Here is a 20,876-nt window from a genome sequence, read left to right on the forward strand (position 1 = left end):
CGACATCGCGCGAACCACCGGTTCCTGGCCGATCATGGATCCGAGGTGACCCGATGACGGAAGTGCTCCTGCTGCTGGTGGCGGTCCTGCTCTCGCTCATGTGCGGCGCGTTCGTCGCGGCCGAGTTCTCGCTGACCACCGTGGAGCGCGGCGAGCTGGAGCGGGCGGCGGAGCGGGGCGAACGGGGCGCGGCAAGCGCGCTGAAGGGCGTACGGAGCCTGACGTTCCAGCTCTCCGGCGCGCAGCTGGGCATCACGGTCACCAACCTGGTGGTCGGCATGCTCGCCGAGCCCTCGGTCGCGGCACTGATCGCGGGCCCGCTGGAGGCCGTGGGGGTGTCGCGTTCGGCGGCCTCCTCGCTGGCGCTGGTGCTGGGCACGGCCCTGTCGACGGTCTTCCTGATGATCGTCGGCGAGCTGGTGCCGAAGAACTGGGCGATCTCCTCGCCGCTGGCGGTGGCCAAACGGGTGGGCGGCCCGCAGCGCTGGTTCAGCGCGGCCTTCCGGCCCTTCATCACCCACCTGAACAACACGGCCAACCGGATCGTGCGCCTCTTCGGCGTGGAGCCCGCCGAGGAGCTGGCGTCCGCGCGGGGGCCGCAGGAGCTGGCGGCGCTGGCCCGGCACTCGGCGAAGGAGGGCGCGCTGGAGGCCGACACCGCCGAGTTGTTCGTCCGGACCCTCAACCTCGCCGATCTGACGGCCCAGCACGTGATGACCCCGCGCGTCCAGGTCATCGCCCTCGACTCCCGCGCGACGTGCGAGGACGTGGCCAACGCGACGCGCGCGACCGGGCTGTCCCGGTTCCCGGTCTTCCAGGAGACCCTCGACGCCGTGGTCGGCACCGCCCACGTCAAGGACGTGCTGGCGGTGCCCGCCGAGCGGCGGCCCCTGATGCCGGTGTCCGAGCTGATGCGCGAGCCGCTGCTGGTCCCGGAGACGCTGACCGTGGACCGGCTGCTCGACCGGCTCTCCGGGCGGCGCACGATGGCCGTGGTCATCGACGAGTACGGCGGGACGGCGGGCGTGGCCACACTGGAGGACATCGTCGAGGAGGTCGTCGGCGAGGTGCGCGACGAGCACGACCCGCACGAAACGCCCGAGCTGGACCCGGCCGGCACCGACGCGCGGGGACACGCGCTGTACTGGGCCGACGGCTCGGCCCGCGTGGACCGGCTGGCGCGGCTCGGCCTGCGGGTGCCCGAGGGGCCGTACGAGACCGTCGCCGGACTGGTCGCGGCCGGGCTGGGACGCATCCCGGCCGTCGGCGACACGTTCGAGGTCGCCGGCTGGCGGCTGGACGTCGTGGACGCCACGGGGCGCCGGGCGGCGCGGGTGCTGCTGCACGCGCCGCTGGACGACGCGGACGCGGCCGGGGGCCCGCACGGCGGGCGCGGCACGCGCGAGGACGGGGAGGGCGGCCGGTGATCGCCGTACAGCTGCTGATCGGTCTGGCGACGCTCGTCGTCAACGCGTTCTTCGTGGGGGCCGAGTTCGCGCTGATCTCCGTGCGCCGCAGCCAGGTGGAGCAGCACGTGGAGGCGGGGGCGGAGGGCGACCGGCGGGCCAGGAGCGTGCTGTGGGGTCTGGAGCACGTGTCGGCGCTGATGGCGGCGGCGCAGCTCGGCATCACGCTGTGCACGCTGGTCCTGGGCGTGGTCGCGGAGCCGGCGATCGCGCACCTGCTGGAGCCGGTGTTCCACGCGGTGGGCGTGCCGTCCGGGGTGGGGCACGCGGTCTCCTTCGCCATCGCCCTGACGCTGGCGACGTATCTGCACATGCTGCTCGGCGAGATGGTGCCGAAGAACATCGCGCTGGCGGAGCCGGTGCGCAGCGCCCTGCTGCTGGGGCCGCCGCTGGTCGCGCTGTCCCGGGCGCTGCGGCCGGTGATCTTCACCATCAACGCCTTCGCGAACACGCTGCTCAAGCTGCTCAGGGTCGAGACGAAGGACGAGGTGGCGGCGACCTTCACCGACGCGGAGCTGGCCGAGATCGTGAAGGACGCCGGCGACGCCGGGCTGATCGACGACCGGGCCCAGGAGCGGCTGCACGACGCCCTGGAGCTGGGCCGGCGGCCGGTGCGGGACGTGGTGCTGCCGCTGGAACGGGTCGTCCACGCGCGCGTGGGCATCACGCCCGAGCAGTTGGAGCGGCTGTCGGCGCAGTCGGGGTTCTCCCGGTTCCCGGTGGTGGACGACGGGCGGCGGATCGTGGGCTACCTGCACGTGAAGGACGCCCTTGACGCCTCCCCGCGGGACCTGCCGTTCCGGCTGCGGGACATGCGGGCCATCGCGCGGGTGCGGGAGAGCACCCCGCTGGACGACGTGCTCACCGCGCTGCGCCGCAGCCGCACGCATCTGGCCGCCGTCCTCGGGTCCGACGGCCGGCTCGCGGGCCTGGTGACCATGGAGGACGTGCTGCGGGAGCTGTTCGGTCAGCGGACCTGAGCCCGGAGGGCGGGGTCGGCAGACCGGGCGGGGGCGGGCCGGGCAGGACGTCACGGACCGGGAAGCCAGGCGCGGCGGGCCGTGGGCCGACCGACCGTCGGGTATGTGCACGCGCTACCCTTTCTGTCGCCATGCAGACGAACCCCACTCACAGCAGCCTCGTCGCCGTGGGCGACTCCTTCACCGAGGGCATGTCGGACCTGCTGCCCGACGGCACCTACCGGGGCTGGGCCGACCTCCTCGCCGCGCGGATGGCCGCCCGCTCCCCCGGCTTCCGGTACGCCAACCTGGCCGTGCGCGGGAAGCTGATCGGGCAGATCGTCGACGAGCAGGTCGGGCCGGCCGCGGCCATGGGAGCCGACGTGATCACACTGGTGGGCGGGCTCAACGACACGCTGCGGCCCAAGTGCGACATGGCGCTGGTGCGGGATCTGCTGACCCAGGCGGTGGAGCGGCTCGCGCCCAGTTGCAAGCAGCTGGTGCTGATGCGCAGCCCCGGCCGCCAGGGTCCGGTGCTGGACCGGTTCCGGCCCCGCATGGAGGCCCTCTTCGCGATCATCGACGACCTGGCCTCGCTCCACGGCGCCGTGGTGGTCGACCTGTACGGGGCGCGCTCCCTGGCCGACCCGCGGCTGTGGGACGTGGACCGGCTGCACCTGACGGCGGACGGGCACCGCCGGGTCGCGGAGGCCGTGTGGCAGGCGCTGGGCCACCAGGCCGAGGACCCCGACTGGCACGCGCCGATCCCGGCCACACCGCCACCGGGGTGGATCACCCGCCGGACCACCGACGTCCGGTTCGCCCGGCAGTACCTGCTGCCCTGGATAGGCCGCAGGCTGACCGGCCGCTCGTCCGGCGACGGCCTGCCGCCCAAGCGCCCCGACCTGCTGCCGTACGAGGACACCGCGCCCTGATCCCGGGGGCGCGCCCCTGGCCCCGTGGCTTCGTAGCTTCCGACGAACAACCCCGCGGCGCTGGCCTGCACGAATCGCCAGTAGAATCCGTTTACGTGACTTCCGCTCCCGCCAAGCCCCGCATCCCGAACGTCCTCGCCGGACGCTACGCCTCCGTCGACCTCGCCACGCTCTGGTCGCCCGAGCAGAAGGTGAAGCTGGAGCGCCGGCTCTGGCTCGCCGTACTGCGGGCCCAGAAGGACCTCGGCATCGAGGTGCCCGACGCCGCGATCGCCGACTACGAGCGCGTCCTCGACCAGGTCGACCTGGCCTCGATCGCCGAGCGCGAGAAGGTCACCCGGCACGACGTGAAGGCTCGGATCGAGGAGTTCAACGACCTCGCCGGGCACGAGCACGTGCACAAGGGCATGACCTCCCGCGACCTCACGGAGAACGTCGAGCAGCTGCAGATCCGGCTCTCGCTGGAGCTGATCCGCGACCGCTCGGTGGCCGTCCTGGCCCGCCTCGGCAAGCTGGCCGGCGAGTACGGCGAGCTGGTCATGGCCGGCCGCTCCCACAACGTCGCCGCGCAGGCCACCACGCTGGGCAAGCGGTTCGCCACCGCCGCCGACGAGCTGCTCGTCGCGTACGGCCGGGTGGAGGAGCTGCTCGGCCGCTACCCGCTGCGCGGCATCAAGGGCCCGGTCGGCACCGCCCAGGACATGCTGGACCTGCTCGGCGGGGACGCCGGCAAGCTCGCGGAGCTGGAGCGGCGGATCGCCGGGCACCTGGGCTTCTCGCAGGCCTTCACCTCGGTCGGCCAGGTCTACCCGCGCTCACTGGACTACGAGGTGGTCACCTCCCTCGTGCAGCTCGCGGCGGCGCCCTCGTCGCTGGCCAAGACCATCCGGCTGATGGCAGGGCACGAGCTGGTCACCGAGGGCTTCAAGCCGGGCCAGGTCGGCTCGTCCGCGATGCCGCACAAGATGAACACCCGCTCCTGCGAGCGCGTCAACGGCCTGATGGTGATCCTGCGCGGCTACGCCTCGATGACCGGCGAGCTGGCGGGCGACCAGTGGAACGAGGGCGACGTCTCCTGCTCGGTGGTGCGCCGGGTGGCCCTGCCCGACGCGTTCTTCGCCCTGGACGGCCTGCTGGAGACCTTCCTGACCGTGCTCGACGAGTTCGGCGCCTTCCCGGCCGTCGTGGCCCGTGAGCTGGACCGCTACCTGCCGTTCCTGGCCACCACCAAGGTGCTGATGGGCGCGGTGCGGGCCGGGGTGGGGCGCGAGCTGGCGCACGAGGCGATCAAGGAGAACGCCGTCGCCTCCGCCCTGGCGATGCGCGAACAGGGCGCCGAGCGCAACGAACTCCTCGACAAGCTGGCCGCCGACGAACGCATCCCGCTCGACCGGGCTGGTCTTGACGCGCTGATGGCGGACAAGCTCTCCTTCACGGGCGCCGCGGCCGACCAGGTCGGGATGGTCGTGGGCCGGATCGAGGAGATCGTCAAGCAGCACCCGTCGGCCGCCGCGTACACCCCCGGGGCCATCCTCTGACCCGCTTCACCCGGGCCGAACTGGAGGCCGCCCGCGACCGTCTCGTACCGGACGTCGTCGCGGACGGCCTCCGGGTGCTGTTCTGCGGGATCAATCCCGGTCTGATGACGGCGGTGACGGGCCACCACTTCGCCCGGCCGGGCAACCGCTTCTGGCCGGTGCTGCACCTGTCCGGGTTCACGCCGCGGCGGCTGGCGCCCTCGGAGCAGGACCTGCTGCCGTCGTACGGGCTCGGGATCACCAACGTCGTGGCGCGGGCCAGCGCGCGGGCCGACGAGCTGACCGCCGAGGAGTACCGGGAGGGCGGGCTGCTGCTGACGCGGAAGGTGGCGCGGCTGCGGCCCGACTGGCTCGCCGTGGTGGGGGTCACCGCCTACCGGGCGGCGTTCGACGACCGGCACGCGCGGGTGGGGCCGCAGGAGCGGACCTTCGGGAGCACACGCGTGTGGGTGCTGCCCAATCCCAGCGGACTCAACGCGCACTGGACGACGGAGACGATGGCCGAGGAGTTCGCACGGCTGCGGGTCACGGCGGAGCCTTCTCCGTGACCACCGCCAGCAGTCGCACCTCGTCCGTCTCGTCCCGGTCGGCGACGGCCAGCGCGATCCAGCGGCCGGTGCCCCCGGCCTCCCAGAGGTACGCCACGCGCGCGCTCGCGCTCAGCTGGGCCCACGGCTCGGGTATCTCCTCCCGGTCGGTCCGCAGCAGGATCGTCTGAAGGTTCAGGGGGTCCCCCTCCTCACCCCAGCGGGCGGCGAGCCGCTCGTGGAGGGCGTCCCGGTCCTTCTCGTACTGCTCGACCGTCACCGCCCGCTTGGCCGGGCACCCGCCGCCCAGGCCGTGGCTGGTCTCCAGCACCGCCGTGAACTGGCCGGGGGTCCCGGCGCCCACGTCCGACGGGCCGTGCCCCGCCGGGAAGGGGCGGTGGCACAGCTCGTCGATGAGGGCGATGTGCCGTGCGATGTCCATGCCGTCCAGTAAACCGTTCGGCACTGACATTTGGCGGCCCGTCAGCCGGCCCCCGCGCTCAGGCGTCCCGGCGGCGCAGCCGCCACGCCCCCGCGAGCAGCGCGGCCGCCGCCCACAACGCGGTCACCGCGAGCCCCGTCCAGGGGCCCAGGTGCCCGTCGTACGTCTGATGGACGACGACTTGCCCCGCCCTGTCCGGCAGGAAGTCGGTGACGCCGCCCGCCACGTCGCCGATCACGAAGGAGACGATGAGGATGAACGGGATCAGGGTGGACAGGGTGGCCACGCCGCTGCGGAACAGGGCGGTGAGGCCCGCCGCGAACAGGGCCATCAGCGTGAGGTAGAACGCCAGGCCCACGACGCCGCGCAACTGCTGGCCCGCCGTGAGCCCGTCCGCCGCCGAGCCCAGGCCCGCTCGGGCCGCGAAGAGAGCGGCGGACGCGGTGAGCAACCCCGTCACGAAGGTCGGTACGGCGACCACCACCAGCTTCGCCGCGAACCACCGCCCGCGCCGCGGGACGGCGGCCAGGGAGAGCCGGATCCCGTTGCCGTGGTACTCGGAGGACACGACCATGGCACCGAACGCGACGGCGGCGATCTGACCGGGCGCGACGCCCGAAAGGGCCATGAAGAGCGGATCGAAGTCCGGGTCCGAGGTGTCGGAGACACCCGCCAGCGCGGAGAAGGCCGTGGTGACCGCGAAGACGGCCAGCAGCGTGCCGCACAGCGAGCGCAGGCTGAGCACCTTGAGCGCCTCGGAGCGGAGTACAGGCGTGAAGGGCATGGTCAGGCCTCCTGGGGCTGTGCGGTGAACTCGGTCTCGGTGGCCGTCAGGTCGAGGTAGGCCTGCTCCAACGTGCCCTCGTCCGGAGTCAGTTCCAGAACGGGAACGCCCGCGCCGGAGAGCGCACGGCCGATGTCGTCCACGCGCGCGTCGGACACGGTCCAGTACCCGTCGACGTGCTGCACGGCGGCGTGCCCGTGCCGGGCGAGCGCGGCCTTCAGGGCGGTGGCGTCCGACGTGCGGACACGCACGCGTGGTTGGACGCGCGCGTCGATGAACTCCCGCATCGGCAGGTCGGCGAGCAGGCGCCCCCGGCCGAGGACGACCAGGTGGTCGGCGAACGACGCGGTCTCGTTCATCAGGTGGCTGGACACCAGGACCGTGCGGCCCTCGGCCGCCAGGCCGCGCAGCAGTTCGCGGATCCAGATGATGCCCTCGGGGTCCAGTCCGTTGGAGGGTTCGTCCAGCATGACCACGTCGGGCTCCCCCAGCAGCGCGGCGGCGATGCCCAGCCGCTGCCGCATGCCCAGTGAGTACGTCCGTACCCGGCGGCGCGCGACCGACGCTATGCCCGTCTCCTCCAGCACCTCGTCGACCCGGCGCGCGGGGACGCGGTTGCTCGCCGCGAGCACCCGCAGGTGGTCCCGGGCGGTGCGCGAACCGTGGGCGGCGCCCCCGTCGAGCAGGGCGCCGACGTGCCGCAGGGGTTCGGGGAGGGTGGCATAGAGGCGGCCGCCGACGGTCGCCGTCCCCGAGGTCGGCCGGTCGAGGCCGAGGACGAGCCGCATGGTGGTGGACTTGCCGGCCCCGTTGGGGCCCAGGAAGCCGGTGACCCGACCGGGGCGCACGGTGAAGGTGAGGTCGTCCACGGCTCGTCGGGTGCCGTACTCCTTGGTGAGGTTCTGGACGTCGATGCTGGTCATAACAGCAGCTTGGCGGCATGTCAGGGGGCGGGGCCTCCCCCGCGGGTGGAGATCGTCTCCCCCGGGCGGGGGAGGCCCGCCGTCAGTGGCGGCTGGCACGATGAGCCAATGGTCCGCTTTCTGCACCCCCTGGTCTGGGGGGTCACGTACACACGGCTGCTGCACCTGTGGCTGCCCATGCTGGTGGTGAGCTTGTGGGCGCTCATCGACGACACCAAGCTGTGGGTCCCCGCGGCGGTGCTGGTGCCGGTCGGGCTCATCCCGGCGGTGCGGACCGGCGAGGGCGTGCAGGCCCGCCTGCTGCTCACGCCCGGCCATGAGGACTCCGCCTTCTCGGTCGCGCCGTCGGCGACCTGGCGCGACCGGCTGCGCACGGTGGTGTGGCTGGAACTGCGCATGCTGTTGGGCGCCTCGACCACGGCCGCCTGCGTCTGGCTGCCGATCCTCGTCGTCGTCCTGGCCCGGCTCTCCCTCGGGCACCGGGCCGACGACATCCCCGTGCTGCGGGACGCCGCGCCGCACTGGGCGTACGCGCTCCTGATCCCGCTCCCGCTCCTCGCGCTGTACGGCGCGGTGGTGGCTCTCGGTGTCCTGGCGACGGCGGGCGCCCGCGCGCTGCTCGGCCCGTCCGCCGCCGAGCGGCTCACCGCCCTGGAGGAGCGCACCGAACAACTCCTGGAGCGCAATCGCATCGCCCGTGAGCTGCACGACTCCATCGGCCACGCCCTGACGGTCGCGGTCGTGCAGGCGGGTGCGGCCCGCGCGGCGAACAGTCCGGAGTTCACCGAGCGGGCCCTCACCGCGATCGAGGAGACCGGCCGGACGGCCCTGGAGGATCTGGAGCGGGTGCTCGGCGTCCTGCGCGAGACGCGGAAGCCGGTCAGCTCCCGACCGACCCTGGCGGACGCCGACCGGCTCCTGGAGTCCGCGCGCGTCTCGGGGGCCGAGATCGATGCCGAGGTCACCGGCCCGCTCGAGACGCTGCCGGGCCCGGTCTCCCGCGAGGGATACCGCATCCTCCAGGAGTCGCTGACCAATGTGCTGCGGCACGCGGGTGCGGTGCCGACCCGGGTCCGCGTGGCGGTGGCGGAGGGCGCGCTCACCCTGGAGGTGCGCAATCCGCTGCCGGACACCTGGGCCTCGGCCGCCCGCGGCAGCGGGCTGCGCGGCATCCGCGAGCGGGCCGCGCTGCTGGGCGGGTTGGCGCACACGGGCCCCGACGCCGGCGAGTGGCGGGTCCGCGTCGAGCTGCCGCCGGGCTGATCTACGCTGGGCGGATGCCGGTCAGAGTGCTCCTCGTCGACGACGAACCCCTCGTACGCGCGGGTCTGCGGGCCGTGCTGGAGGCGCAGCCGGACATCGAGGTCGTCGGTGAGGCGGCGGACGGGGCGGCGGTCGTCCCGCTGGTGCGCCGGCTGCGGCCGGACGTGGTCGCCATGGACGTCCGGATGCCGCTGCTCGACGGCATCGAGGCGACGCGCGCGCTGCTGCGGACGGTGGCCGACCCGCCGAAGATCCTCGTGGTGACGACCTTCGAGAACGACGAGTACGTGTACGAGGCGCTGCGCGCGGGTGCGGACGGGTTTCTGCTCAAGCGCGCCCGGCCGGCCGAGATCGTGCACGCGGTCCGGCTGATCGCCGAGGGCGAGTCGCTGCTGTTCCCCGCCTCGGTGCGGCAACTGGCCACCGAGTACGGCGACGACGGCGGCAATCGGGCGGCCCGCGCCACGGTGGAGCGGGCCCGGCTGACCGAGCGGGAGGGCGAGGTGCTGCGGCTGATGGCGCGCGGACTGTCGAACGCGGAGATCGCCGCCCGGCTGGTCGTCGGCACGGAGACGGTGAAGTCGCATGTGAGCGCGGTGCTGGCGAAGCTGGGGGCCCGGGACCGCACACAGGCGGTGATCACGGCGTACGAGTCGGGATTCGTGGCGCCGGGATGAGGCGCGCGCACGGGCCGGGAAGGCGAGGACCGGCACTCGCCGGGGCGGAGCGGGCCGAGTACCATCCGGCCCACACGCGCACGAGCTGGGAGGACGGACCTTGGGAGGCCTGACCGGCGGGGATCCGTCGCTGTTGCGGAGGATCAACTCCGCGGTGGTGCTGCACGCGTTGCGTGCGACGGACTGTGCGACGCTGACCGAGATCACCCGGGTGACGGGCCTGTCCCGGCCGACCGTCGAGGGCGTCGTCGAGGACCTGATAGAGGCGGGCCTGGTGGTCGAGGCGGCCGCCGACGAGGGCACCGCCCGGCGGCAGGGGCGGCCGGCGAGGCGTTTCCGGTTCCGGGCGGAGGCGGGGCATCTGCTCGGTCTGGAGATCGGGCCGCACCGCGTCGCCGCGCTCCTGGCCGACCTGGACGGCCGGGTGATCGGCGCCCAGGCCAAGGACGTGGACGAGGGTGCCTCGGCCGACGAGCGGCTGGAGCGGCTGCGTACGGCCGTCGCCGAGCTGCTGCGCCGGGCCGGGGTGGCGCGCGGCTCGCTGCGGGCCGTGGGCGCGGCCACGCCGGGGATCGTCGAGGCGGACGGCACGGTGCGGCTGGGAACCGCGCTGCCGGGGTGGACGGGGCTGAGTCTGGGCGAGCGGCTGAGCCGCTCCTTCAAGTGCCCGGTGCTGGTCGAGAACGACGCGAACGCGGCGGCGGTCGCCGAGCACTGGAAGGGCGCCGCGACGGAGTCCGACGACGTCGTGTTCGTACTGGCCGGGCTGAGCCCCGGGGCCGGGGCGCTGATCGGCGGGCGGCTGCACCGGGGGTACGGCGGCGCGGCCGGGGAGATCGGCGCGCTGCACCTGATGGGCCAGGACGTGACGCCCGAGACCCTGCTGTCCACGACCGACGAGCCGCTGCATCCGCTGGACGAGCAGGCGGTCGCCAAGGTCTTCGCTCAGGCCCGGGAGGGCGATCAGCGGGCCCGCGCGGCGGTGGAGCGTTTCACCCAGCGGCTGGTGCACGACGTGACGGCGCTGGTGCTGGCCCTGGACCCGGAGCTGGTCGTGGTCGGCGGCTGGGCGGCGGGACTGGACGGCGTACTGGAGCCGCTGCGGCGGGAGCTGGCCCGCTACTGCCTGCGCCCGCCCCGGGTGGCGCTGTCGCTGCTCGGTGAGGCCGCGGTGGCGACGGGCGCGCTGCGGCTGGCCCTCGACCACGTGGAGGAGCAGCTGTTCGCGGTGGAGGGCGCGACGGCACGCCGCTGACCCGCCGGGGGCTGCGGGCGGCGGGGTCGGTCAGGAGGCGCGGGTCTGCGGGCCGTGGTGGATCTCCACGTCGCCGAAGTCCCCGAACGTCAGGCGGCAGGTGTCCGCGCGGTAGGTGGCGACGGAGAGGGCGGCGGTGCGGCCACCGGCGAGGTAGCGGGTGGTGACCACGAGGACCGGTGCGCCCGGGAGGCGGTCCAGTTCCTTCGCGTCGTCGGCGCCGGCCGAGCCCAGCTCGACGGCGCTCTCCCGGCGCTCCAGTTCGCCGCGCTGGAGTTCGCGCAGTACGGCACGCGCGCGGGCGGCGCCGGAGGGCGACTCGATGGCGGTGAGCTCGGGGACCGAGGCCGGCGGGACGTAGAGCAGCTCCGCCGCGACGGGCTGGCCGTGTGTCACGCGGGAGCGGCGGACGGTGTGGACGGGCTCCTCGCGGCCGGTCCCGAGGGCGTCGGCGACGGCCGCGGGCGGGGCCGCCGGCGCGCAGTCGACGGGCTCCCAGGCATCGTCGGCCGCGCCCGGCCAGGCGTGCTGTCCGGTGCCGACGGCGACGCCGACGCGTGGCGGGGCGACGGTCGTGCCGACGCCCCGGCGGCGCTGGAGGCGGCCTTCCAGTTCGAGCTGCTCCAGGGCCTGGCGGAGGGTCGCGCGGGCGACGCCGAAGCGGGCGGCGAGCTCGCGTTCGTTGGGCAGGACCTCGCCCACCGTGAACTCCGAGTCCAGGGCCTCGCTGAGGACGGTCCTGAGGTGCCAGTACTTCGGTTCCGGCACCGATTCCAACTGCGTGGTCCCCACCCTGTCCTCCGCAATCGCCGTGGTCCTGCGGCGTTTTGACGCCCTTGTTTATTAAAGGTTGTTGCAGTTCTCTGCGACCATAGGACGCCCCACCCCCTTGGTCAAGACCAATCCGGCTAGGCGAGACCGGCCAAGGAGAGCAGTTTGTCGGGGTTGCGGATGATGTACACCGACTGGATGCACCCGTCGGCCACCTCGACCTGGAAGACGGAGTCGGGCTTGCCGCCCGACAGGGCCAGCAGGGCCGGTCCGCCGTTGATCTCCAGGAAGCGGTAGGAGAAGTCCGGGACCCCCTTGCGGGCCGCGCCCAGGAGGAAGCGGGCCACCTTCTCGGAGCTCTCCAGCACCCGCAGCGGCGCCTTGGACTTGCCGCCGCTGTCGCCCACCAGCCGGACGTCCGGCGCGAGCAGCTCCATCAGCCCGGCCAGGTCACCGTCGGCCGCGGCGGCGAGGAAGCGTTCGGTCAGGTCGCGGCGCTGCGCCGGGTCCACGTCGTAGCGCGGGCGCCGCTCGTCGACGTGCCTGCGGGCTCGGCCGGCGAGCTGGCGCACCGCGGCCTCCCCGCGATCCAGCATGGCGGCGATCTCCGCGTACGGGTAGCCGAACGCCTCCCTGAGCACGAACACCGCCCGCTCCAGCGGCGACAGGGACTCCAGGACGACGAGGACGGCGAGGGACACGGAGTCGGCGAGGACGGCCCGCTCGGCGGTGTCGGGCACGGTGTCCCCGAAGTCGGTGACGTAGGGCTCGGGCAGCCACGGGCCGACGTACGTCTCGCCGCGCGACTTGATCTGGCGCAGCCGGTCGATGGCGAGGCGGGTGGTGACCCGCACCAGGTAGCCGCGGGGCTCGCGGACGGTGGAGCGGTCGGCGCCGGACCAGCGCAGCCACGCCTCCTGGACGACGTCCTCCGCGTCCGCCAGGCGGCCCAGCATCCGGTAGGCGACGCCCAGGAGGACGGGGCGGTGTGCTTCGAAGACGTCGGTCGCGGTTTCGGTGGTCACCGCTCCATACCAGCGGACGTGTCCGGCCGTGTCCAGACGGACCCGCCGGGGGCTACCCGTCGGTAGCTCTTACTGACAGGCTGTCTACGCAATGCATCGTCACACCGTCGTCCGCGTGTCCCGACAAGGAGCCCCATGTCCGCAACGCTCTCCTTCACGGCCCCCACCCCGCACGGTCCGCAGGACATCACCGTCGCCTACGCGCGCGTGGGCACCGGCGAGCCGCTGCTCCTGCTGCACGGCATCGGCCACCACCGGCAGGCCTGGGACCCGGTGGTCGACATCCTCGCCACCGAACGCGAGGTGATAGCCGTGGACCTGCCCGGGTTCGGGCAGTCGTCCGCGCTGCCGCAGGGCCTGCCGCACGACCTGCCGACCACGAACGCGGTACTCGCTGCCTTCTGCGCGACGCTGGGCATCGACCGGCCGCACGTGGCGGGCAACTCGCTGGGCGGCCTGCTCGCCCTGGAGCTGGGCCGCCAGAACCTGGTGCGGTCGGTGACGGCCCTGTCCCCGGCGGGCTTCTGGACGCAGGCCGAGCGGCGCTACGCCTTCGGCGTACTCATGGGGATGCGCCGGACCGCCCGGAGCCTCCCCCTCCCGCTGGTCGAGCGGCTGTCCCGCACGGCGGTCGGACGCACCGCGCTGACCAGTACGATCTACGCCCGCCCCGCCCGCCGCTCCCCCGAGGCCGTGGTCGCCGAGACGCTCGCGCTCGCGCACGCCGAGGGGTTCGCCGAGACCCTGCGGGCCGGACGGAGCGTGCTGTTCACCGACGACGTGCCCGGCATCCCCGTGACCGTGGCGTGGGGCGACCGGGACCGGCTGCTGCTCCCCCGGCAGGGCGTCCGCGCCAAGCACGCCGTCCCGCGGGCCCGCCTGGTGCGGCTGCGCGGCTGCGGTCACGTGCCGATGAACGACGACCCGGCCCTGGTGGCCCGCGTCCTGCTGGACGGCAGCCGCTCTCAGGAGGCGAGCGCCGCGAGTACTTCCTTCAGCACGGTCGGGTTGTAGGGCATGCTCGCGTGCGGTGTGCGGTCGTCCGGGTCGATGTCCTGGATCACGATGTTCTTGACGTAGCGCCCCTCGGCCTCCTCCAGGGCGCATGAGGTGTACGGGGTGACCACGTCGTCGTGCCGGGTGGCGATGACCGTGTGCCGGACGCCCTCCGTGGTCTCGCCGAGTTCGGCCAGCTCGCGCTGGAAGGGGTGGTCGTGCTGGAGCTGCGGCCAGGCCGGCACGACCTCCCCTACGGCGCCCTGTTCGAGGAGTTCCACCGCTCCGGGGATCTGGCGGGCCAGGTTCAGCAGTCCCTGCGCGGTGACACCGTGGTTGCTGGGCGCGATGCCGACGAAGTTGTGCACCTTGGGCCCGCCGCCCAGCGCGTTGAGGTAGTACCGCGGCATCATGCCGCCCTGTGAGAAGCCGACGACGTCGACCTGCTGGGCGCCGGTGCGCCGCAGCACCTCGTCGACGAAGTCGGCGAGCTGCCGGGCCGAGTGCTTGATGTCGCCGAGTCCGAAGATCACGGGGTTGCCGTGCTGGCCGTAGTCGAGCCGGAAGACCCGGTGGCCGTGCTGCCGCAGCAAGGGCGCGGCGGAGGTCCACGTGTAGCCGCGGTTGCCGAAGGTGCCGTGCACCAGCACCACGGGACGCGGATGCTCCTCACCGGCCGGGACGTTCCAGTCGTCCTCGCCCGCCTGTACGTCGACGGTCGCGATGAGCTGTGCGGCGCCGACCTGTCCGAGGCCGGCCAGTCGGTGCGGGGATTCGGTGAGGTCCGTGGTGACGTCCTCGGAATTGACCCCCGGGATGCGGGGATTAAGGAAACTCACGACGCTCTCCCTGTCGTTGGGACGGCCCGCCGGGATCGCCGATGGGCACGCTGCGACTTCTCAGTCTCGCGTCCATCGAATTGCGCAACGATCCCTCGTCCGAGGGAAAGAATTCCCTCTTTGGAGTCATTAGGGTCCGTTCTTTCGAATGTCCCACCCGGTCCGCCGGAAGGCGGCGCTGCGCAACAGCCGCACATACCAGCCGCATTCGACGGGGCGGGCCACCCGCCCGGTCAGCGCCCGCTCGGCGCAGTCCATGCCGCGCTCGAACGCCGCGTCGTGCAGGGGCCGGACGATCAGGGCCCAGGCCAGCCAGCGGACGCCGCGCGGGCGGACGACGAGGGTGTTGCGCAGCACCGTCCGCCCGTCGTCGAGACCTTCGAGGCTGAATTCGTGGAAGCCGTCGAAGCCCGGGGGGCCGGTGAAGCGGCAGCGGACCCAGCGGCCCGGCACATAGTGGCTCACCACATACCGCACCGGTCCGTGGCCGCCGGACACACCGACGGTCAGGGGCCGTTCGAAACGCAGCGGTGGCCAGTCGGGCGGCCAGAGGCGGTCGTGCTCGCTGCCCAGCGAGTCGATCAGCGCGCCGACCCTGTCCGGTGTGACGGGCAGGGGGCGTTCATGCACATTCAACACGGCGATCACGCGGGTGATGATGCCCGCTCCGGATAGCTCGGGAAATCCGCCGAAGGGGCGGCCGCAACGCACCACCGGAGCGCGCATTCCGCCCCGCGCGCCGTCGCCCGTACGCCAACGCGCGGGCGGTGGAGGGGCGTTGTGCGTGGGGGGTGCGGCGGCGCCCGAGCGTAAGCACTGATGAGACGGAAACCGCCGGAACGGCACGCAGTGAGGGGGAGACGGCCATGGCCGCAGGGACCGAGGTACCCGAGTCCGGTGACGAGGAGGCGAGTTGGCCCGCCGTCCCGCCCGAGGCGCTGCCCGGCGGCTGGCAGCCCCTGCTGGGGCGGCCCGCCCTGGCGGAACTGCTCGGACACCCCCTGGTGGGCGCCGCGCTCACCGGGATGCGCCGGCTGCCGCCGCGGGTCGCCCTGCACTCCCTGCGGACGTTCCTGCTGGCCGACGCCCGCGCGCGCGCCGACGGAACCGCCTACGACCGGGTCGGGCTGCTGGCCGCCGCGGCGTTCCACGACGCCGGGCTGGTGGGCCGCTCGCCGCTCGGGCGCGGCGGATTCCCGGGCCGGTCGGCCGAGTTGCTCGACCGCTTCCTGGCCGGCCATCAGGTGGGGGCGGCCCGGCGCGGGGCTCTGACCCGCGCGGTGCGTGAGCACATGCGGCCGTTCCCGGCGCGAGGGGCCGGGCCGGAGGCGCGGCTGCTGCACTTCGGTGCCTGGCTGGACGTCACCGGGCGCGGCGAGCACCACGTGCCGGGAGACCGGCGGCGGCTGTCCGAGCTGGCGCCCACCCCCTGGTTCGCCGTCTCCTTCTCCGCCCGGGTCGCGGCCTGCGGGCTGCGCCGGGTGCTGCCCGCATCCCCGGCCACCGACCGGTGAGCGCGGAGCCGGGCAACTCGCTCTACCCGTCGCGAAAGGAACCGCAGACATGCAAGAGGACCAGCGTGTTTTCGACGTCGCCATCGTGGGTGGCGGCATCGGCGGGACGATGCTGGGGGCCGTGCTCGCCCGCAACGGCGTGCGCGTGCTGCTGCTGGAGGGCAGCGGCCACCCCCGCTTCGCCATCGGAGAGTCCACCGTCCCCGAGACCACGTTCGGCCTGCGGGTGCTGGCCCGCCGCTACGGTGTCCCGGAGATCGAGCACCTGGCGACCAACGGGGCGCTGCGCCGCCACGTGTCGTCCAACTGCGGGGTCAAGCGGAACTTCAGCTTCGTCTACCACCGGGAGGGCGAGCCGACCCGGCCCGACGAGTGCACCCAGTACCCCACCTGGGGTCCGCCGCTCGGCCCGGACTCGCACTACTTCCGGCAGGACGTGGACGCCTACATGTTCCACGTCGCGGTGTCCTACGGCGTCACCGCGTACACCCACACCCTCGTCGACGACGTGAAGTTCGAGGAGGACGGTGCCACCCTGGTCACCCGGGACCGGGGGAGCTTCCGGGCGTCGTACGTGGTCGACGCCGGCGGGATGCGCGCCGTGCTGCCCGAGCGGCTGGGGCTGCGGCAGGAACCGCCGTACCGCACCCGCTCGCGCACGATCTTCACGCACATGGTGGACGTGCGCCCCTTCGACACGGTGGCCCCGCCGCGCCGGGAGCACGGCATGCCCAGCCCGTTCAGCCAGGGCACGCTCCACCACATGTTCGAGGGCGGGTGGCTCTGGGTCATCCCGTTCGACAACCACTCGACCAGCACCAGCGAGCTGTGCAGCGTCGGCCTCAACCTCGATCTCGACCACCATCCCCGCCCCGACGACGTCCCGGCCGAGGAGGAGTTCTGGCGGCACGTGCGCCGGTTCCCCAGTGTGGCCCGGCAGTTGGACCGGGCGCGCGCGGTGCGGCCCTACGTGTCCACCGACCGCACCCAGTTCGCCTCGCAGAAGGTGGTCGGCGACCGCTGGTGCCTGCTGCCGCACGCCAGCGACTTCATCGACCCGCTCTTCTCCAGTGGCCTCGCGGTCACGGTGATGGCGCTCAACGCGCTCGGCCACCGCCTCATCGAGGCCGTGCGCCAGGACGACTTCGACACCGCCCGGTTCGCGTACCTGGACCACTGGACCAAGCGCATGTTCCGGTTCTACGACGACCTGGTGTCGTGCAGCTACATCTCCTTCGACGACTTCGAGCTGTGGAACGCCTGGAACCGGGTGTGGACGATCACCACGCTGTACGGGACGAACGCGCAGAACCAGGCAGCCGTGACCTTCGAGAAGACCGGGGACACCGCCTGCTTCGACGCCCTGGAACTGCCTCCCTACCGGGGCCTGCAAGGGGTCGACAACCCATGGGTGGAACGGCTCTTCGACCAGGCGAGGGACGCGGTGCTCGCCTACCGCGCGGGCGAGTCGACAAAGGAGCGGACCATCGCCCGCATCTACGAACTGCTGCGCGAGAGCGAGCTGTGCCCGGCCGTGTGGGGCACCCTCGACCCCGAAGACCGCTGCCCCGCGGGGGTGTTCACCCTGTGGCCGCTGATGAAGATCCTGCTGTGGGGCAAGTTCCGCTCGCCGCGGCACGTCCGCGGATCCTATTTCACCGGCGGCGCCCGGCTGGTGGGCAAGGAGGCCGTCCAGGCGTACACCACCGAGTTGCGGGCCGGCGGCTCCCAGGTCCACCAGACCGTGCGGGACATGTGGGTCAACTGGAACCGGGACTGGGCACGGCGTCCGGCGCCGCGGAAATGAGCGCGAAGAATCATTCCTGCCGATCGACGGAGGCACACATTCCGGTTTGCCGCTCCAGAGCCTCGGGTAGTAAAAGCACATGGCCGAGAAATAGAAAATCGGCCGCGATTCCCCCTGCTCAATCCGAGAGACAACGGGCTGCAATCCACAATGGCGCGACATTCCACCTGCCAATCGCCCGCTGAATGCTCCTGGGAAGACATCTTCCAGCATCAGGACCGCCTCATGCGGTTGGTTCGGCGAAGACTGCCAAGTTTTCAGGACGCCGAGGACTGCGTTCAGGAAACCATGGCCCGCGCAGCCGCCCACGCCGCGTTGGACAGGAATCGACTCGGTGCCTTTCTGACGTCCGTGGCGCTTCGCCTCTGCATCGACTTCTACCGTGACATGGACCGTCGCAGCAGACTTCTCCAGCGCGCGGTCCTCCTGGACGCCTCCGGCACGACCGAGGAGGACGTCTGCGACAGGGACTTCGGCACATGGCTCCTGGCCCAGGTGCAACACCTGCGGGGTCGGGAGCAGGAAGTCATACTCGCCCGCTCAAAGGGAATTTCCACAGCGGAATTCGCCCGCATGCACAACATCTCCGTCAAGGCGGCCGAGGCCGCCTTCACCCGGGGCCGTGCACGGCTCAAGAACGTGTGCGCAAAGGCCCTGGAAGGCTGCATCCAGTAAGCCATCGAGCGACCGCTCCCCCATCGAAGAGAAACGGAAAGAGAGACCACCCATGTCCAACAACAAGAACATCCAGGACATTTTCAAGGACCTCGTCGGCAATATGGCCGACAGCGGTAAGGAGGCGTTCGACGACATTCTCAACCGCGCGGAGAAGTCCGGCTCGTCCCGCTGCGACAACCCCGTCGACACGCTGGCCGGGCTGCCCGCGAACGCCCTCGGCGCCCTGGCCGGCGCCGTCAACCCGGCGACCGCGCTGGCCGGTGCGGCGAACCCGCTGGCTGCCCTCGCGGGCGGTCTGGGCGGTGTCGGCGGTCTGGCCGGCGCGGGCAACCCCCTCGCCGGGCTCGGTACGGACGCCGCGAGCCGGCTGGGCAACATCGCGAACGCGGCGCAGAACCCGCTGGCCGCCCTCACCGGCGCCGCGGGCGCGGGCAACCCGCTCGCGGCCGTCGCCGGGGCGGCCAACCCACTCGCCGCGCTCAGCGGCGCGGGCAACCCGCTGGCGGCACTGGGCGGTGCGGCGAACCCGCTGGCCGCCTTCGGCGGCGCGGCCGGCGCCCTCGGCGGGCTCGGTCAGCTCGCCGGAGGACTCGGGCACGCGGCGGGCGGGGTCGGCGACCTGATGTCGCTGCCGAGCCAGCTCACCCAGCTGCTCCAGGTGCTGCCCAAGCTCATCGAGACGCTCCAGGGCCTGCAGAACCTCACCAACCTGCCGGCTCAGGCGGGACAGCAGGGTCTCGGCGCCCTCCAGGGCCTGACCGGCCAGCAGGGTGGCGGCGGCACCTCCCCGGGCGGAAAGCCCTCGACGACCGCCTGACCGTCGCACCACCCTCCCGTCGTCCCACCGTCCCACCGTCCCACCGTCCCACCTTCAAGGAGGACAACACGATGGCGTCTGTCGTCGGCGACCGGCTGCGTCTCGTGGTCAAGGTCCTGGGCAGCCTCGTTGCCGACGAGGTCGGACAGGCGACACGGCTGCGGAGGCGCACCCGACAGGACCTGCGGTCCCCGGCGGAGGGCGCCGACGCCTCCGCCGGGTCCGAGCTGCGCCGTGCGAAGGCGGTGCGGCAGGCGCTGGAGAGCCTGGGGCCGTTCTACGTGAAGCTCGGTCAGATCCTGTCCACCCGCCCGGACATGGTGCCGCAGGCGATCCGCGAGGAGCTGCAGAACCTGCACGACCAGGTGGACATCCAGCCGTTCTCGGTGTTCGAGCCGGTGCTGGCGCACGACCTCGGGCCGGACTGGAAGCTGCGCTTCGACGACGTCGAGACCGTCGCCCCGCTCGGGGCCGCGTCCCTCGCCCAGGTGTACCGGGTGACCCTGCCCGGCGGGCGCCCGGCCGTGGTGAAGATCCAGCGGCCCGGCATCCGGGACGGCGTGCTGGCGGACATGGCCCTGATGCGCCGGGCGTCGAAGATCGTGGCCCGGGTGGCGCCCCGGTTCAACGAGGTCATCGACATCGAGGCGATGCTCGGCTCGGTCTTCGACGCCATGGAGCCCGAGCTGGACTTCAACGGCGAGGCCCGCAACATGGACGAGGCCCGCGAGCACGTCCGGCCCTTCCGCTCGCTGGAGGTGCCCCGGGTCCTGTACTCCAGCCCCCGGGTCCTGGTCCAGTCCCTGGCCGGCGGCACCTCGGTACGGCACATCGACCGCGCCCACTTCACCGACGACGAACGCGTCGAGATCGGCAAGGACCTGCTCCGGTTCATGTACCACGGGTACTTCGTGCACCGCTTCTTCCACGCCGACCCGCACGCGGGCAACGTCTTCGCCGCCCCCGGCGGGCCCGCGACGCTGATCGACTGGGGCATGGTGGGCCGCCTGGACCGGCGCACCAGCCTGCAACTGCTGCCGCTGTTCATGACGTTGGCGCAGAACGACGGCGCGGGCCTGGCCCAGCACTGGGCGGAGATGGGCCGGATCACCCCGTGGGCCAACATGCCGGCGTTCGCCGCCGACATGGCGGCCTTCGTGCCCAAGGTCTCCCACCTGGCGCTGGAGGACATGAACTTCGGCGTCTCGCTCACCACCGTGCTGGCGAAGGCGACCAAGCGGGGCATCGGGTCACCGCCGTCCGTGTCACTGCTGGGCAAGTCCTTCGCGAATCTGGACGGCTCGGTGCGCTGTCTGGCTCCGGAGATCACGCTGCCGGAGGTGTTCCAGGGCGAGGTGCCGAAGATCCTCTTCGCGCTGGGCCGCGAGTTCCTCGGCCGCAACCAGTTCGCCCGCAACTCCATGGAACTGCTGCTGGCCGCGGTCACCAGCCCCGACCAGGCCCGCGGAGTGCTGTCCGACATCGCCAACCGTCAGTTCGCGCTCAACGTCCACGAGCCGCGCACCCCCGCCGCGATGGGGGGCCAGCGGCCGTCCCGCCCCTCCGGCGGACTGCTGGCCCTCGGGGCGCTGGCCGTGCTGCTCAGCCGCCGCCGGTCCTCCTGACCACCACCCGCCCGCCCCACCCGAACCCACCGACA

At 72.8% G+C, this 20,876-nt stretch carries 21 protein-coding genes; 14 read left to right on the forward strand and 7 right to left on the reverse strand.

The window, feature by feature from the left end; translation table 11 throughout:
- Window positions 1-53: 53 nt before the first annotated feature.
- The 5 genes from DMH12_RS08085 to mug all read left to right on the forward strand — a co-directional run bounded on the left by DMH12_RS08085 (window position 54) and on the right by mug (window position 5,446).
- Window positions 54-1,427, forward strand: a complete 1,374-nt coding sequence (locus tag DMH12_RS08085; protein WP_125490870.1) for a hemolysin family protein — start codon at window positions 54-56, stop codon at window positions 1,425-1,427.
- Entirely contained in the window at window positions 1,424-2,446 is a 1,023-nt protein-coding gene (locus DMH12_RS08090; RefSeq protein ID WP_125490871.1) for a hemolysin family protein, read from the forward strand. Before DMH12_RS08085 ends, DMH12_RS08090 begins: the two co-directional genes overlap by 4 nt.
- 131 nt (window positions 2,447-2,577) lie before the next feature.
- The gene (locus DMH12_RS08095; RefSeq protein WP_125490872.1) at window positions 2,578-3,360 is read left to right on the forward strand and encodes an SGNH/GDSL hydrolase family protein; all 783 of its coding nucleotides are present in this window, start codon (window positions 2,578-2,580) and stop codon (window positions 3,358-3,360) included.
- 95 nt (window positions 3,361-3,455) lie between these two features.
- Window positions 3,456-4,898 carry an adenylosuccinate lyase gene (purB, locus tag DMH12_RS08100; protein WP_125490873.1) on the forward strand — a complete coding sequence of 481 codons (1,443 nt, stop codon included), beginning with the start codon at window positions 3,456-3,458 and terminating at the stop codon, window positions 4,896-4,898.
- Window positions 4,895-5,446: a G/U mismatch-specific DNA glycosylase gene (gene mug / locus DMH12_RS08105; protein WP_185832201.1), complete on the forward strand. Its 552-nt coding sequence runs from the start codon at window positions 4,895-4,897 to the stop codon at window positions 5,444-5,446. The genes purB and mug overlap by 4 nt, the downstream gene beginning before the upstream one ends.
- On the opposite strand, the gene DMH12_RS08110 is transcribed toward mug, so the two are convergent.
- From DMH12_RS08110 to DMH12_RS08120, 3 genes are read right to left on the reverse strand one after another with little or no spacing between them, the layout of a single operon-like run.
- Window positions 5,424-5,867, reverse strand: a complete 444-nt coding sequence (locus DMH12_RS08110) for a hypothetical protein (protein ID WP_125490875.1) — start codon at window positions 5,865-5,867, stop codon at window positions 5,424-5,426. The genes mug and DMH12_RS08110 overlap by 23 nt on opposite strands.
- A 58-nt stretch (window positions 5,868-5,925) precedes the next feature.
- The gene (locus DMH12_RS08115; RefSeq protein ID WP_125490876.1) at window positions 5,926-6,651 is read right to left on the reverse strand and encodes an ABC transporter permease; all 726 of its coding nucleotides are present in this window, start codon (window positions 6,649-6,651) and stop codon (window positions 5,926-5,928) included.
- A 2-nt stretch (window positions 6,652-6,653) separates the two neighbouring features.
- Window positions 6,654-7,574, reverse strand: coding sequence for an ABC transporter ATP-binding protein (locus DMH12_RS08120; RefSeq protein WP_125490877.1), 921 nt, complete (start codon window positions 7,572-7,574; stop codon window positions 6,654-6,656).
- 108 nt (window positions 7,575-7,682) lie between these two features.
- Here DMH12_RS08120 and DMH12_RS08125 point away from each other — a divergent pair, with 108 nt between their 5' ends.
- The 3 genes from DMH12_RS08125 (at window position 7,683) to DMH12_RS08135 (ending at window position 10,769) form a co-directional block, all read left to right on the forward strand.
- Complete coding sequence (locus DMH12_RS08125; protein ID WP_125490878.1) at window positions 7,683-8,837, forward strand: sensor histidine kinase; 1,155 nt, start codon at window positions 7,683-7,685, stop codon at window positions 8,835-8,837.
- Window positions 8,838-8,851: 14 nt separating this feature from the next.
- Window positions 8,852-9,514, forward strand: a complete 663-nt coding sequence (locus tag DMH12_RS08130) for a response regulator transcription factor (RefSeq protein ID WP_125490879.1) — start codon at window positions 8,852-8,854, stop codon at window positions 9,512-9,514.
- A gap of 100 nt (window positions 9,515-9,614) precedes the next feature.
- The gene (locus DMH12_RS08135; RefSeq protein WP_125490880.1) at window positions 9,615-10,769 is read left to right on the forward strand and encodes an ROK family transcriptional regulator; all 1,155 of its coding nucleotides are present in this window, start codon (window positions 9,615-9,617) and stop codon (window positions 10,767-10,769) included.
- A 30-nt stretch (window positions 10,770-10,799) separates the two neighbouring features.
- Here DMH12_RS08135 and DMH12_RS08140 read toward each other — a convergent pair whose 3' ends face one another.
- Together DMH12_RS08140 and DMH12_RS08145 are read right to left on the reverse strand one after the other, a co-directional pair.
- Complete coding sequence (locus DMH12_RS08140; protein WP_125490881.1) at window positions 10,800-11,561, reverse strand: GntR family transcriptional regulator; 762 nt, start codon at window positions 11,559-11,561, stop codon at window positions 10,800-10,802.
- A 116-nt stretch (window positions 11,562-11,677) separates the two neighbouring features.
- Window positions 11,678-12,565, reverse strand: coding sequence for an RNA polymerase sigma-70 factor (locus DMH12_RS08145; protein ID WP_125490882.1), 888 nt, complete (start codon window positions 12,563-12,565; stop codon window positions 11,678-11,680).
- Window positions 12,566-12,700: 135 nt separating this feature from the next.
- On the opposite strand from DMH12_RS08145, the gene DMH12_RS08150 reads away from it, so the two are divergent.
- On the forward strand, window positions 12,701-13,579 hold the full coding sequence (locus DMH12_RS08150; protein WP_185832199.1) for an alpha/beta fold hydrolase: 879 nt from the start codon (window positions 12,701-12,703) through the stop codon (window positions 13,577-13,579).
- On the opposite strand, the gene DMH12_RS08155 is transcribed toward DMH12_RS08150, so the two are convergent.
- Both DMH12_RS08155 and DMH12_RS08160 read right to left on the reverse strand, forming a co-directional pair.
- On the reverse strand, window positions 13,531-14,400 hold the full coding sequence (locus tag DMH12_RS08155) for a triacylglycerol lipase (RefSeq protein ID WP_125490884.1): 870 nt from the start codon (window positions 14,398-14,400) through the stop codon (window positions 13,531-13,533). The two genes, DMH12_RS08150 and DMH12_RS08155, sit on opposite strands and share 49 nt — an antisense overlap.
- 129 nt (window positions 14,401-14,529) lie before the next feature.
- Window positions 14,530-15,048, reverse strand: a complete 519-nt coding sequence (locus DMH12_RS08160; RefSeq protein WP_312023912.1) for an SRPBCC family protein — start codon at window positions 15,046-15,048, stop codon at window positions 14,530-14,532.
- A 218-nt stretch (window positions 15,049-15,266) separates the two neighbouring features.
- Here DMH12_RS08160 and DMH12_RS08165 point away from each other — a divergent pair, with 218 nt between their 5' ends.
- The 5 genes from DMH12_RS08165 to DMH12_RS08185 all read left to right on the forward strand — a co-directional run bounded on the left by DMH12_RS08165 (window position 15,267) and on the right by DMH12_RS08185 (window position 20,841).
- Entirely contained in the window at window positions 15,267-15,914 is a 648-nt protein-coding gene (locus DMH12_RS08165) for a hypothetical protein (protein WP_125490885.1), read from the forward strand.
- A 49-nt stretch (window positions 15,915-15,963) separates the two neighbouring features.
- A complete protein-coding gene (locus tag DMH12_RS08170; protein ID WP_125490886.1) occupies window positions 15,964-17,721 on the forward strand; it encodes an NAD(P)/FAD-dependent oxidoreductase in 1,758 nt (585 codons plus the stop codon).
- Between the two features lie 150 nt (window positions 17,722-17,871).
- On the forward strand, window positions 17,872-18,396 hold the full coding sequence (locus DMH12_RS08175; protein ID WP_260474141.1) for an RNA polymerase sigma factor: 525 nt from the start codon (window positions 17,872-17,874) through the stop codon (window positions 18,394-18,396).
- A gap of 52 nt (window positions 18,397-18,448) precedes the next feature.
- Window positions 18,449-19,216 (forward strand): hypothetical protein, encoded by a 768-nt coding sequence (locus DMH12_RS08180; RefSeq protein ID WP_125490888.1) that lies wholly within the window; start codon window positions 18,449-18,451, stop codon window positions 19,214-19,216.
- A gap of 71 nt (window positions 19,217-19,287) precedes the next feature.
- The gene (locus DMH12_RS08185) at window positions 19,288-20,841 is read left to right on the forward strand and encodes an AarF/ABC1/UbiB kinase family protein (protein ID WP_125490889.1); all 1,554 of its coding nucleotides are present in this window, start codon (window positions 19,288-19,290) and stop codon (window positions 20,839-20,841) included.
- The last annotated feature ends 35 nt before the right edge of the window (window positions 20,842-20,876 follow it).

The sequence above is a fragment of the Streptomyces sp. WAC 04229 genome (genome assembly GCF_003947455.1).
Lineage (GTDB): Bacteria > Actinomycetota > Actinomycetes > Streptomycetales > Streptomycetaceae > Streptomyces.